This window comes from Glutamicibacter arilaitensis, from assembly GCF_044793945.1.
GTDB classification, from domain to species: domain Bacteria; phylum Actinomycetota; class Actinomycetes; order Actinomycetales; family Micrococcaceae; genus Glutamicibacter; species Glutamicibacter arilaitensis_B.
Window position 1 is genome coordinate 2,582,911 of record NZ_CP084994.1, and the last position, 13,765, is coordinate 2,596,675.

General features: G+C 66.3%; 11 protein-coding genes. 2 read left to right on the forward strand and 9 right to left on the reverse strand.

Annotated elements, in window-relative coordinates; genetic code table 11:
• Window positions 1-20: 20 nt before the first annotated feature.
• Together LG294_RS12185 and LG294_RS12190 are read right to left on the reverse strand one after the other, a co-directional pair.
• A complete protein-coding gene (locus LG294_RS12185) occupies window positions 21-809 on the reverse strand; it encodes a hypothetical protein (protein WP_404286082.1) in 789 nt (262 codons plus the stop codon).
• Window positions 810-996: 187 nt separating this feature from the next.
• A complete protein-coding gene (locus LG294_RS12190; protein ID WP_404286084.1) occupies window positions 997-1,611 on the reverse strand; it encodes a GNAT family N-acetyltransferase in 615 nt (204 codons plus the stop codon).
• A 75-nt stretch (window positions 1,612-1,686) separates the two neighbouring features.
• Between LG294_RS12190 and LG294_RS12195 the strand changes: the two genes are divergently transcribed.
• Together LG294_RS12195 and LG294_RS12200 are read left to right on the forward strand one after the other, a co-directional pair.
• Window positions 1,687-2,304 carry a 5-formyltetrahydrofolate cyclo-ligase gene (locus LG294_RS12195; protein ID WP_404286086.1) on the forward strand — a complete coding sequence of 206 codons (618 nt, stop codon included), beginning with the start codon at window positions 1,687-1,689 and terminating at the stop codon, window positions 2,302-2,304.
• A 64-nt stretch (window positions 2,305-2,368) separates the two neighbouring features.
• On the forward strand, window positions 2,369-3,067 hold the full coding sequence (locus tag LG294_RS12200) for an RcpC/CpaB family pilus assembly protein (RefSeq protein ID WP_404286088.1): 699 nt from the start codon (window positions 2,369-2,371) through the stop codon (window positions 3,065-3,067).
• On the opposite strand, the gene LG294_RS12205 is transcribed toward LG294_RS12200, so the two are convergent.
• From LG294_RS12205 to LG294_RS12235, 7 genes are all read right to left on the reverse strand, one after another.
• Window positions 3,064-3,309: a hypothetical protein gene (locus tag LG294_RS12205; protein ID WP_404286090.1), complete on the reverse strand. Its 246-nt coding sequence runs from the start codon at window positions 3,307-3,309 to the stop codon at window positions 3,064-3,066. The genes LG294_RS12200 and LG294_RS12205 overlap by 4 nt on opposite strands.
• A 65-nt stretch (window positions 3,310-3,374) precedes the next feature.
• Window positions 3,375-7,448 (reverse strand): DNA helicase, encoded by a 4,074-nt coding sequence (locus LG294_RS12210; protein WP_404286092.1) that lies wholly within the window; start codon window positions 7,446-7,448, stop codon window positions 3,375-3,377.
• A 223-nt stretch (window positions 7,449-7,671) separates the two neighbouring features.
• A complete protein-coding gene (gene guaA, locus LG294_RS12215) occupies window positions 7,672-9,300 on the reverse strand; it encodes a glutamine-hydrolyzing GMP synthase (RefSeq protein ID WP_404286094.1) in 1,629 nt (542 codons plus the stop codon).
• A gap of 104 nt (window positions 9,301-9,404) precedes the next feature.
• Window positions 9,405-9,869 (reverse strand): DUF3817 domain-containing protein, encoded by a 465-nt coding sequence (locus tag LG294_RS12220; protein WP_404286096.1) that lies wholly within the window; start codon window positions 9,867-9,869, stop codon window positions 9,405-9,407.
• A gap of 36 nt (window positions 9,870-9,905) precedes the next feature.
• On the reverse strand, window positions 9,906-10,694 hold the full coding sequence (locus tag LG294_RS12225; RefSeq protein ID WP_404286097.1) for an SURF1 family protein: 789 nt from the start codon (window positions 10,692-10,694) through the stop codon (window positions 9,906-9,908).
• 178 nt (window positions 10,695-10,872) lie between these two features.
• A complete protein-coding gene (locus LG294_RS12230) occupies window positions 10,873-12,024 on the reverse strand; it encodes a GuaB3 family IMP dehydrogenase-related protein (protein WP_404286099.1) in 1,152 nt (383 codons plus the stop codon).
• A 145-nt stretch (window positions 12,025-12,169) separates the two neighbouring features.
• Complete coding sequence (locus LG294_RS12235) at window positions 12,170-13,501, reverse strand: DUF4872 domain-containing protein (RefSeq protein WP_404286101.1); 1,332 nt, start codon at window positions 13,499-13,501, stop codon at window positions 12,170-12,172.
• Window positions 13,502-13,765: the final 264 nt, after the last annotated feature.

The window sequence follows — 13,765 nt, forward strand, 5'->3', positions numbered from 1 at the left end:
GGCCTTTGCTGTCTTTGTGCTTAGGCGCGGCGGCGCTGCATGACCGCGTCCAGATTCAGCTTCGGCTTAGCCGCTGGCGCCGGGGCTTCAACTGGCTTTTCCACCGGAGCCGGAGCCGGGGCTTCGGTCTTGGCAACGACGCTGGCGATCGAGGCGCGCTCTTCGGCGGAAACCTCGGCGGCCAGGCGCTTGGCGCCTTCGGAGGCCTTGAGGCTGATCTGCTTGGTGGGGCGCAGCGGCTCGGAAATCGGGATCGGCTCCGGACGCACCCGGGCGACGATTTCACGCTGCGTCGCCTCGCGCACCTCCACGTAGGTTGGCTTGGGCACGTTGGTCGGCTCCCAGGTGGCCGGCTGCTTCACGCCGCCGTCGCCACGGGCCACGCGGACCGCTTCGTCGCGCAATTCCTCGGCGGTGATCGCCGGGGCGCGGCGGGCGGAACCCGGGCGTGCGTCGAAAACCTCATCCGCGGCCAGCTTGCGGGCGATGACCTGGTTGGCCTCGTCGGCGAAGGCAGGAGTCTGCATGGCTTGCTCGCGGGTGGCCTGCAGATGCGCCAGCAGCTTGCGGTTGCGATCACGCACCGCCAAGGCGCGCAGCGTGGCCACGGCGCTCAGGCCGATGATGAAGAAGATGCCCACGGTGGAGAAGCTCAGCGCGGTGAATGGCGCCAGCACCAGGCCCAGAAGCGTGGCCAGCACGGCCAGCAGGCCGAGCATCGCCACCGCCAACCGCCCGTAGCGCACACGAATTTTGAGTCCTGTCGCGGCAGACTGCGCTCGCGATACGCTCTGTGACGTGCCAGCCATAGGGGGTCCTCCAACACCGTTTGAACGGTCAAATCAGGTGGAAGCCGAATAGTTAGCTTCCTCCGTCAACACTATGCAACGCCGGACACATCGACGGGCAGATTTCTCGGTGTGTCCGCAAGAATTCGCAAGTGATTGGCACTTCTTGGCCCGCGGCGGGGTTTCGGCCTGCGGGCGGAGCGCTTTATTAGCAAATGCGTTCTAACATGCTGGAGTGAAGCTCCTCGCGGTTTAGTGCAAATGTTCGATGATCGCGCCACTGCCCGTCGATATGCAGAAAGCCCTTGCGCAGCCCCTCGTCGCGGAAACCGAGCTTTTCCACCACGCGCAGGCTCGCGGCGTTCTCCGGACGGATGTTGATCTCCAGCCGATGCAGCGCCAGGGATTGGAAGCAGTGGTCGATCACCAGCGCGCAGGCCTCCGGGACCAGGCCGAAACCCGCATGCGCGCCATCCACCCAATAGCCGATCGAGGCGGTGCGCGCCGCCCCATACTGGATCCCGCTGACCGAAATCTGCCCGATGATCGGCGGATGGGAGCGGTTCAGCAGCGGCAAGGTCATAATCCAGGAGTAGCCGCTGCCCTCATGGGCCGCCGCCCGCTTGCCGATGAGCATCTGCCGGAAGCTCATCGGCTCCGGGGCGCCCAAGGGATTGGTCGGATCCCAGGGTTTGAGCCAGATCGCGTTCGCCGAACGCAATTCAAGCCATTCGCTCTGATCGCGCAGCGCCAGCTCGCGCAGCACCAATCGCGAGGAGGACAACTCGGGCAACGCAGCTTTTCCGCGCAGAAAACTCACCATGGACATATCGTATCCCCGCGGAGCTCACCTGCACTTTTGCGACCCACGCCCGGGGCGCAACGTAGAGTTGAAACCATGAACCCCGCCACTTCCCCGACGCCGGGCGAGAACAAGAAGGCACGGCGCGCCAGCGTACGGGCCGCCCGCCGGATGATCGAGCCGCGCAGCTCGGCGCTGCTGGCCGAGCTGCTCGCGGACCGCGTGCTCGACTACCTGGATTCCTCCACCGACACCGTCACCAGGGTCGGGCTCTACCTCTCCATGCCCGATGAACCGGACACCACGGTGCTCATGCACAAGCTGGTGCAGGGCGGCATCGAGGTGTACCTGCCGGTGTGCGAACCGCAGTACGCGCTTTCCTGGACCCAATGGACCCCCGAGGTCCAGCTGGTGCCCAGCGCGCTGGCCCCGGTGCGCGAACCGGTTGGCGAACGCCACGACGCGCGGCTCTTCGAGACGGTGCACACGCTGTTCATCCCCGCGCTGCTGGTCGATGAGCACGGCATCAGGCTCGGCCAGGGCGGCGGCTACTACGACCGGTTCCTGCCGCAGGTTGCGCAGCTGGCCACCCGGATCGCCGCGCTGGTGTACCCGGGCGAATTCGTGCCCGCCGGGCATTTCCCGATCGACGCGCACGACCGCCCGGTGGATCTGGTGATCACCCCGGAGATGGTGCACACCATCGAGCCCTAGCCGGTTTCCCACAGTTCGCTGCTTCGGGGCCTGCACGGGTGGCGGGCGGGGCTTTGCTGGGGGTATGAGCAACTTATCTCGACGCCGCACCCCGGTGATTCCGCGGCCCCGGATCCGTGCGGCGCGCAACCGCAGCGACCTGTTCCGGCGCTATCGCAGACCGCTGGCACTGGGCTTCGCGCTGCTGGCGCTGGCCGCGGCGCTCAATGTGCTGTCCGCCGGGCAGCTGGCCCAGCGGCAGGTGGTGATTTCGCTGGCGGATATCGCCGCCGGGCGCACGGTGAGCGCGAATCAGATCGAAGTGGCCAGCGTTCCGGTAGCTCCCGATGACCATCAGGTGATCACCGATCCGGCCGCGGTGCTCGGCCAGCGCCTGGCGGTGGCGGTGCCCGCGGGCACTGTGCTGCGCGAGCATCTGCTGGTGGGGCCGAATCTGCTCACCGGTTCGGCCGCCGGAACCGTGGCGGTCCCCCTGCGGCTCAGCGATCCGGCGACGGTGACGCTCATCCACCCGGGGCAGCTGGTGGATATCGTCTTGACCACCGGGGACGGCTTCGAGCAGCAAATCAGCTCGCGCACCATCGCCCGCGCGGTGCCGGTGCTCTGGGTGCCCAGCAGTTCCGCGGGCGGCGAGCTGGGGATGTTCAGCGCCGCGGGCACCCCGGGTGAAGGGATCATCGTGGTGGCCGCCTCGAATCAAGGCTCCGATGAGCTGGCCGGGGCGGTCTCGCGGGGCAAGGTGTCGGCGGTGCTGGTGAACTAGCCCCAGTGCGGCGGCTTTTCCCGCTTCATCGCTTCGGCCAGATCCTCGGCCGCCTCTCCCCACATCCGCGGGTCATCCTCTTTCGCGCGCAGCTCCTCCAGCGGGTTGCGCGGCTCTTTGGCCGCTGGCGCGCCGCCGCGGCTTGCAGCCAGGGCACGATCCACCGATTCCCCGGCAGGAACCGGGGCATAGCTGCCGGTCAGCTCGGCTTTGACGCTCAGCTGCTGGGGAGGTGCGACCACGCGCGGGCGCTTCACCCGGCCGGCGGGTTTCGCGCCTGCCGCCGGGTTGGTGCCTCGTTGCTCGCTCACTTGCCTTCGGGCTTCGACTCTGCACCCTCGGTGCGCGCCGGGATCGGTGCGGGAGTGGGCACGGCTTCCTCGGTGGCAGGCTTGGCCGCTGGCTTTTCCGCTGGCTTAGCCGCCGGTTTCGCGGCGGCCGGTTGATCTGCGGTGACGGAGCTTGCAGAGACCGGCGGGGCCATCGGCACGCGGGTGCGCGGTCCGGTGTGCATCCGCTCGGATTCGGCGGGGCGCAATTCCAGGCTGCGGGCCAGCCGGTCGGTGACCGACGCTGGGTCGGTGAACACGTCGATGGTCCACAATGGCACGTAGCGCCAGCCGTGGTTCTCGAAGAATTCAGGGCGCAGCCGGCTGCGTTCGCGCACGGTCAGCCCGGCGTAGTGCTCGGTTCCGTCGTACACCACTGCGAGCGGACGCACGGCGCCCTCGCCATCCATGTCCAGCGCGTGAGCCGAGAGATCGAGCACCCCGCGGTAGTCTTCGGCCACGATCGCGCCGCGTTCGCGCAGCCGTCGAGCCAAATCGGAGACGAGCGCATCAAAACGCGGACTGCGCATGGAGCTGACCCCGGAATCTCCGGCCTGCACGCGGCCGAAGAGCCCGAAGAACTGCCGCGCCCCGCGGTAGACCCGGTCCAGATCCACATCGGTGGGCAGCAGCCCGGAAACCAGGGTCATCCGCTTGCGCGAACGGGTCATCGCGGAGACGAACAGCTGCTCCCCGCCCGGGCGGGAAAGCGCGCCGAATTCATGCAGCGTCTTGCCATGCGGCGTCCGTCCGTAGCCCCAGGCGAAGATGACAGCGTCGCGGCGCACCCCGATCAGCCGGTCCATGGTGGTCACCACGAAGGGTTCGATCTTGGAGCGCAGCGCGTTCATCGCGTACTTGTGGTTGGGCAGCTGCACGCGGATGGCCTCGGCGATGGCGGCCGCATGGGCGCGGTTCGAGGCGATCACCGCGAGCGACTCGGTGGAGTGCGCGGCGAAGTGCCCGAAGACCAGGTCCACGACCTTGGCCACTTCCGCGGCGGTGGTCTGCACGCCCTCTTCGCTGCTGGTCAGCGTTCCGGTGGCATCGGGCACGTACACCCCGGTGAGCAGCGGGCTGCTTCCGGTGATCGTCACGGCCACCGGCAGGCGCGAAATGGCCGAATCGTAGTAGGTGTTCGACAGCTGTTCGACCAGGCCCTCGTCAATGCCGCGGTACACGGTGGACAGGGTGCCGGTGACCAGCACCTTGTTCAGCGCGGTGAGCGCGGAGAGCCCGGGCTTGCGTTCCTTCAGCCGGGCGGTGGGGTCCACCGACACCTCGAAGGTCTTCGGCCCGCCGAGCATTTCGTCGCCGATCGCGATGACCTGCTTGGAGCGGCGCACCGCATCGAGCACCTCGCGCAGCGTCAGGTAGTTGGCCTCCAGCAGGATCACCGCATCAAATTCGGTGTCCGCCGGCAGCGCGCTGCCCAGCAGCAGCGGAGCCGAAACGAAGACCGGGGTCAGCGAGCTGACCAGCGCCGGACCGAATTCGAGCAGGCCCGCAACGGTGGGGGTGCCGTCCTTCAGGATGCCGCGCAGCTGGCGCGAAGCGGCGCGGTGGTCCGCCAGCGCTGCCTTCCAGTTGCGGGACAGCGCCCAGCGGATCCGGGAGGGGCCCGAGGCGATATGCGCGCCATCGGACAGGCGGTAGTCCGCCTCGATCTTTTCCAGCTTGGCGCCGTCGTTCATCGCCAGGAAGTCGTCCCCGGAGATCATTGCCTCCAGCGCGGACTGCCACCAGGCGAGTTCGAGCTCGGCGTCCACCGCGTCCGCGTCGATTTCCCGTTCGGCGAAGTCGGCCAGCAGATCCGCGAGTCCGCCTTCGGCCAGCTGCTCGGCAATCAGCGTGCGTTCGGGCAGCTCGGCCAGGTCTTCCTTGCGGTCAACCAGCGCAGCTATGGTGTCCAGCAGCGTGGCGATCGGCATTTCACGCAGGCGCGAACCGAGGTGAGCTGGCAGCACCGCTGCAAGCTTGTCGATGCGCGCGCCGGCGTCGTGGTATCCGGCTTCCACATCCAGCAGCCCGCCGGGAACCGCGGGGTTGCGCTGGCTGGTGGCGTAGATCCGCCACGCGTCGCGCTGGATGGATACCGCCTGCAGGGCAGCCTGCAGATCGGAGACATGCATGCCGGGGCGCACATACTCCTTGGCGATCTTGCGCAGCCGGGAGCGGACGATGGAGCCCATCTCCACCCCGTGTTCGCGGCGCCACTGGCTGGAGGCGGTTGCGGCGATCAGATCGTCGATCTCGCCTTCGAAGATGTCTGCCTCGAATTTGTCCAGCGAACCGCGCACGGCGACCAGCAGCTGCAGCTGGTCCCCCCACTTGTCGTAGCTGTCTTCCAGGCGGATCTGCGACTGCCCGGCGATCTTCTGCATGTGCTCGTGCAGGATCGGCAGGTCGCGGCCCAGCCCTCCGGCCAGGGTCAGTGCCTGCTCGGTCTGCTCCTGGTTGCGCAGCGGCGCGCCGAACCAGGGGCTGGTGGTGTGCGCCTTGGAGAAGGCGCCGAGCTGCGCGGCGCGCTTGAGCTGCGCGGCGACATGTCCGCGCTGGCCCATGGAATCGAGCACCGAGCGCTTGAGCCGCACGGTGGTGGAGGGGGCCGGATCCAGCGAGGTGAGCCGGGCCAGCTCCTGCATCGCCTGGTAGGGCGAGCAGCCCCAGCGGCTGCGCACCGAATGCAGCGACTTGACGTGCTCGTGCAATGCGTTGCGGCTTTCGCGCAGCTTCGCCAGCAGGCTGCCCAGCTGCGGTTCGGTGGCCCGCTCATTGCGCAGGATCGCGCGGATCAGCAGATTGCGCAGTGCTTCGGGATCTTCGTTCGGCTCCAGCAGCAGGCTGCCGGCGTCGAGCTGTTCGTTGAAGCGGCGCACGAATTCTTCGGCGGCCGAACGCTGCTCGGCGACCACCAGCACGCGCTTGCCCTGGGCTGCGAGCAGGCCGGCGGCGTTCAGCGCGGTCTGCGTGGCCCCGGTGCCCGCGGCGGCGTTGATGCTCACCGATTCGCCCGAGGAGATGTAGTCCAGCATGCGCGCCTGGGATTCGTCGGCGTCCAGCAGGTAGAGCTCGTCCGCAGGATCGCGTTCGTCGCTGTTTTTGGCCAGCACGCTGGTGCCGGTGTGCACCTTGCGGGTGGAGCCCCCGGGTGCCGGGACGCTCGGTTCACCGGAGCGGCGGGTTTTGGAGGAGTCTTTGATCAAGCTGGCAACGCGGCGCAGACGCGAGCCCGATGGCTCTTCGGCTTTGCCTTCGCCCTGCTCCTCGGCTGGGGCCTCGGAGGGCGCCTCGGCCGGCGCAGCTGGCTTCGTTTCGGCCGGCTTCGTTTCGGCTGACGCGCTGGCGTTTTCTTCGGCGCGGATCAGCGCCTCGATCACCGGGTGCGAGCCGGTGAGCTTCGCCGGGTCAGCGGGGTCGATCAGGTCGGAGAAGGTGGAGACCAGCAGGCGGTGGCCGACAACCACCCCGGGGACCTCGGAGAGCTGCTGGCGCAGTGCGTCCATGCCGCGGACCGGGTCGAAGCGCGCGATGGAGTAGGCAGCGGCGTCCACCGCTTCCACATCGATCCGGGCATCGTGGTCGGACTCGAATTGCCGCACGAAGGCCGGGGAGATTTCGGCGCGGCCTACCAGCTGCACGTCGTAGTCGTCGTGGTCCATATGCTTGGTCAGGGTGATCCGGCCGAGCATGATCGGGGCGGAGACCGGTTCGCTTTTGCCCTCGTGCACGGCACGCCAATTGGCGACACCTGCGGCCAGGTAACCCACGTCGATGCCGCGCTCTTCCCACAATTCGGCGGTTTTGGCGCTCAGCGCCCGCGCGGTGCGACGCGCGGCGGCAAACTGCTCCGCGTCGTGCAGCAAGGTGGACAGGCGGGTGCGCCGACCTGCAAGAAACTGGGCCAAACCAGATGGATTTGCGTGAGTGATGTCGATGCTGTTCGACATCGACGGTGCAAATCGCAAGGTGGTGTCGGCGCCGGCACTCTGGCCCAGGGATTTCACCCAGGCGGCGACGCGCTCGGCAGCAGCATTTTGGCCACTAGTCACGACAGTTATTCCCTTCACTGAACCGACCATCACGGCGCGCCACAATGACAGCGCGCCTCCTTCCTAACGTAGTGCACTCAGGGCTTGGAACCGGGGCGCGAAACACGTTTTAAACCCGACAAGCGGAACCGTCCCTCACCCAAGCTCCGCCGGAGGGGCGCTGTAGGTGAGGTGGTTCCGCTTGGCGGCCACGGGCGAGCCCGTGCCAGCTAGTGCTGTGGGATTACTCCCACTCAATGGTTCCCGGTGGCTTGGAGGTGACATCGAGCACCACGCGGTTGACCCCGTCCACCTCGTTGGTGATGCGGTTCGAGATCTTCGCGAGCAGATCGTAAGGCAGGCGCGACCAGTCTGCGGTCATCGCATCCTCGGAAGAAACCGGACGCAGCACGATCGGGTGGCCGTAGGTACGGTGATCGCCCTGCACACCCACCGAGCGCACGTCGGCAAGCAGCACCACAGGCATCTGCCATACTTCTTCGTCCAGGCCGGCTGCGGTCAGCTCGGCGCGGGCGATGGCGTCGGCCTTGCGCAGCAGCGTCAGGCGCTCCTCGTTGACCGCACCGATGATGCGGATGCCAAGGCCCGGGCCGGGGAACGGCTGGCGTCCCACGATTTCCTCGGGCAGGCCGAGCTCGCGGCCTACGGCGCGGACCTCGTCCTTGAACAGGGTGCGTAGTGGCTCGACCAGCTCGAAGTCCAGGTCCTCGGGCAGGCCGCCGACGTTGTGGTGGCTCTTGATGTTGCTCGCGCCCTCACCGCCGCCGGATTCCACGACGTCCGGGTACAGGGTGCCCTGGACGAGGAACTTGACCGGTTCGCCCTTGCCGGCTTCCTGCTTCAGGATCGCGATCTCCGCGGCCTCGAAGGCGCGGATGAATTCGCGGCCGATGATCTTGCGCTTGGTCTCCGGGTCGGTGACCCCGTCCAGCGCGGTCAAGAAGCGTTCGCGTTCATCGGCGATGTAGAGCTTCGCGCCGGTGGCGGCGACGAAGTCCTTCTCCACCTGTTCCGCTTCGCCTTCGCGCAGCAGACCGTGGTTGACGAAAACGCAGGTGAGGTTGTCCCCGATGGCGCGCTGCACGAGGGCTGCGGCCACTGCCGAGTCAACGCCGCCGGAGAGGCCGCAGATGGCCTTGCCGTCGCCGACCTGGTTGCGGATGAGCTCGATCTGCTCCTCGGCGATATTGCCGGCGGTCCAGTCGGCTTTCAGGCCTGCACCGTTGTAGAGGAAGTTCTCCAGGATGTCCTGGCCGAACTCGCAGTGCTTGACCTCCGGGTGCCACTGCACGCCGTAGAGGCGCTTGGCCTCGTTGGCGAAGGCGGCGACGGGGGCGCCTGCCGTGGTGGCGAGCACCTCGAAGCCTGCAGGTGCCTCGGAGACGGAGTCGCCGTGGCTCATCCACACGTTCGGTGCCTTTTCGGCACCGGCGAGCAGCGAACGGGCATCGCCGTTGAAAGTTGATTGAGTCGAACCGTATTCGCGCAGGCCGGTCTCCGCGACGGTGCCGCCCAAAGCGTTTGCCATGGCCTGGAAGCCATAGCAAATACCGAGGACCGGGATACCGGCTTCGAAGAGGTCTGCACCAACACTTGGCGCACCCTCGGCGTAAACGCTGGAGGGACCACCGGAGAGGATGATCGCTGCAGGGTTCTTGGCCAGGATGGCTTCGGTGGACAGGGTGTGCGGAACGATCTCCGAGTACACACGGGCCTCACGTACGCGGCGAGCGATGAGCTGCGCGTATTGGGCCCCGTAGTCGACGACCAGAACCGGCTTATGTTCTGGGGTGAGGGGAGCAGTAGTCACGAGCTCTAGTCTACGCGGTTCGCCGGGCGCGAAATAGCGCATGACGTGTCATCAGCGTCACCCGGGGCGCGGTGCGGCGCGCATCCGTCGGGGGCGGGAGGCAAAAATCCCCGCCACGATGATGCGTGGCGGGGATGATGCGGTCTCTAGTACCGCTTGGCGGCCTTGGGGTGGGCTGCCAGCTCGGCGTCCACTTCGGCGTGCACCGTGCGTTCGGTGAAGAAGGAGAGGAACGGGATGACCCCGCCCAGGGCGATGGTGATGAAGCGGCTAAATGGCCAGCGCATCAGCGACCAGAGGCGGAAGTCGGCGAACAGGTAGACCACGTACATCCAGCCGTGCACGATCAGGATGCCCAGCGAGATGTTCACTCCCCCGCTGATTTCGGCGCGGTTGAGCATCGAAATGGTGTTGGCGGTACCGTCCAGCAGTTCGCCGCCGACAAACAGCTCCAGCTGCCAGAAATACTTGAAGATCATTTCCGCCACCAGCAGCAGCAGCATCACGCCGGTGGCGTAGGCGAACACCTTGTAGAAGGTAGCGGCCGAGCGGATCTGGGCCGGGGTGCCGCCGAATTTGCGGGGGCGGGCGGCGGGAGTGGTGCTGGACATCTGCGGGAAGTCCTTTCCGAAGGTGGGAGGTGGGTGCTAGTTCTCTAGGTGCTTGTCGCGGGCGGCTGAGTGCGCGGCGGCCTCGGCGATCTCGTCCATGCCGCGCTGGTAATCATCGCGCACCAGCCGGTACCAGAGGAAGAATGCGAAGCCGGCGAAGACTACCCATTCGATGCCGTAGAAGACGTTGAGCCAGTTGATCTGCGCCTCTTGGGGCTGCGGGCCGACGTAGATCGCATCGATGCCCGGCTGGGCGGCAGGTTGGCCGTCGAGGGTTAATGCATGCGCGGTGACGAACCCGGAGTACAGGTCCTGGTCCCAGGTGTTGGCCAGCTGCGCTGTGGAGAGAGTGGCCAGTGCCGGGTTGCGCACATCGTAGTTCAGCTCCGGGCCTTCCGGCGGCAGCAAGCGGCCGGTGATCTCGATTGTGCCTTCGGGAGCCGCGGAGGGGGTGCTGGTTTCCGGCTGCCAACCACGGACCACGGCCATGGCTTCTTCATTGGGTGCGCCGTCGACGGCGAAGGCCGAAACAACCCAGGCGCCGAGGCGGTCATCGTCGACGCGATCCTTGATCAACACGTCGGTGCCGGTGATGAATTCACCGGAGAAAGTGACGATCTGATCCGATTTGGTGCCCAGCATCTCCACACCCGGGGTGTAGTGCTCGGTCAGCGGGACCGATACCTCAGTTTGGTCGATCTTGACGGCCGGTTCGGTGGAGGAAGCACCAAATTGCCAGCCCGACAGGGCCACAAATCCGGTGGCCACAAGCAACGCACCGAGCAATGCGGCGATCCATTTAGGTTTGAGAGCGGTTTTCAGCACACTCTAACCGTACTTCGATTGCTTGTAGAAGTTCCACTGCGCGCAGGGTGAGATTGGCCTAAGCCGATAGCTTGCGCACTTTGGGAACCATCTGTGTGCCCCGATCGTTAAGCGCCGGGTTAAACGCAGCAGTCCCGCCGCACCAGTGACTGGTGCGGCGGGACTGCGGTGCAGCTATTTAGAAGCGGTCCGACTCGTAGGGCGAGAGAACCACGTCGACGCGCTGGAATTCCTTGAGCGTCGAGTAACCGGTGGTGGCCATCGAGCGGCGCAGCGCACCGACCAGGTTGGAGGTGCCGTTGGTCTCGTGGGACGGGCCGAAGAGCACGTTCTCCAACGTGCCGACGGTGCCGATCTGGGCGCGGTCGCCACGCGGGCTGGCCTCGTGCACGGCCTCCATGCCCCAGTGGAATCCTGCGCCGGGAGCTTCCTCGGCCCGGGCCAGGGCGGTGCCGAGCATTACCGCGTCGGCGCCCATGGCGACAGCCTTGACGATATCCCCGGAGTTGCCCAGGCCACCGTCGGCGATGACGTGGACGTAGCGTCCACCGGTCTCTTCGATGTAGTCGCGGCGGGCCGCTGCCACATCGGCGATGGCGGTGGCCATCGGCGCGTGGATGCCCAGAGTGCGGCGGGTGGTCGAGGAGGCGCCGCCGCCGAAGCCGACAAGTACGCCGGCCGCGCCGGTGCGCATAAGGTGCATCGCAGGGGTGTAGCCGGCCGCGCCGCCAACGATGACCGGGACGTCGAGCTCGTAGATGAACTGCTTGAGGTTCAGCGGTTCGGTGGTCTGCGAGACATGCTCGGCGGAGACCGTGGTGCCGCGGATGACGAAGATGTCAACGCCTGCATCGAGCACGGTCTTGTAGTGCTCTTGGGTGCGCTGCGGGGTCAGCGAGCCTGCCACGACCACGCCGGCGTCGCGGATCTCCGAGATCCGGGAGCTGATTAGCTCGGGCTGGATCGGTGCCGCGTAGAGCTCCTGCAGCTTTGCGGTGATTTTCGAATCGTTGCGGACCGCTGCCTCGGACTTCAGTCCCGCGATTTCGGCGAGCACCGATTCGGGGTTTTCGTAGCGTGTCCACAGCCCTTCGAGGTTCAGCACGCCCAGGCCGCCGAGCTTGCCCAACGCGATGGCGGTGGCCGGGGAGGTCACCGAGTCCATCGGTGCGCCCAGGATGGGGGTCTTGAACTGGAAGGCGTCGATCTGCCAGGACACCGAAACGTCCTTGGGATCACGGGTGCGGCGATTCGGTACGATCGCTACGTCGTCCAGGGAATATGCCTTCGTGGCCCGCTTGCCACGGCCGATCTCAATCTCGTTACTCACCAGACAAGGTTACCAAGTTCCGCGCAGATTCCCGCTTTGTCTCACGCGGCACGCCCCGCACCAATACAGGTACGGGGCGTGATTCCGCGAAATACCGGTGAGCAAGCTCACCGCGATCCGCGCGCCGGGTCCGGCGGATTCTGCCTTAGACCGCCGGTTTAAGCGTGGCCAGGGTGCTGGCAAGGGCGGTGGCGGCGCGTTCTTCGGAGTTCGCGATGCGTTCCATCTGATCGGCCATGCGCGCAAAGAGCTCACTGCGCTTTTCCGGATCCACGTCCGGATCCACCATTTCACTGAGGTCGATCCAGTCGGCGCTGAGCTGCAAGTAATCCGCGGCGTGTTCAGCCAGCGGTTCCAAACCGGGAAGTTCCGCGCATTCGTCGAGGAAGTCCGCGTAGAGCCCGCGCAGGCCGCCGAATCCGCCGAAGCGGGTGTCGGTCATGAAACCGTGCAGCTGGGCCAGCCCCGCGCTCAAGCGCTGCGGATCTGCGAAGATCTGCGTCCAGCCCTTTTTGGTGCTGGTGTCGCGCAGGCGTTCGGCCCAGGCGTGCATGCCGGCGATGCCGAAGCGGTTGGCGAAATGCACCGGAATCCCCTTCAGCTCGGTGGTGCCCAGCAGGCGGCCGTTGGTTTCGGTGATCGCCTCGAGCACGTTGGCGGTGAGGGTTTCCAGCGACGGTGAAATACGCGAAGGAATCCACGCTTGCCAGTGCTTTTCCTTCTTGCGCTTGGCACGGGCTGCGGCCAGATCGCTCGGGCTGATCGGCATCAGCGAACCTGATCCGTCATCGACCAGCAGGTCATCCTCGTGTTCGCCGACGACGACCAGGTCGATGGTTTCGGCCTCGTCAACCTCGCTGGATTCGATCCATGGCAGAGCTCCGACGGCCACGCGCACGACTACCGCACGTCCGGCGTCCAGCGCGGCATCCAGGTATTCTGCCGCGCGCTCGGCCGAACCGGTGGTGCGTTCGTTGACCTTCGCCCCGCAGCGGGTGAGCAGGTTCTGCGTGTACGGTTCCGGGTGCGCTCGGGTCACGATCGTTGCGGTGGTCACCTCTTCGTACTCGAAGGTGAAGACCATGAAGCCGATGCCTCCGGCAAGCCCTGCCAGCAGGGCCTCGCTCATCGGTTCGCCGGTGGCAGGATTGGTCACTCCGGCCTGGGTGAGGACTCGATGCCAGAGGCCCGCGTCGTACTGCACGACCTCGGTCGGGGCCGGGTATTCGGGAAGATCATCGGCCGGGCTCGGCGCTGGTGCTGGCGCCGGCTTAGGCTTAGGCTTCTTGCCAGGTGTCTTGGCTGCTTCGCGAGCGTCCCGTGCTTCCTTGGCGTAATTTCGAGCGGCAGCAGCTCGCACAGCCTTGGGACCTTCGGGCTTGTCGATCAGGATGTTCTTGCGCGCGGTCGTGTAGCTCTCCCCGGTTCGTTCCATACGTTCGCGGGCGAGCTTCTTCAGATTCGCGGGTTGTGCCAAGATCATGTCCTTTGCTGCCGGTGACGCGCACCGTTGCGTGGCGTCGTGCCTTCATTCTACGTGGGGCAAGCACGCGGTTTCTTCTCCCCGGGCGCAGCGCACTGGCTAAACTATGACGGTCCTGACACATGCAGCCGGGCGTAGCTGGTCATTTTTCGAGATTCGCTCTCCAAAGATCGCGCTGGCTATCTCATTTCGGCTCTTTGCCCGTGACCTCTAGCCGTTGCCTGCGCTGAAACTATTCGGACCGACCTGCAGTGCGTT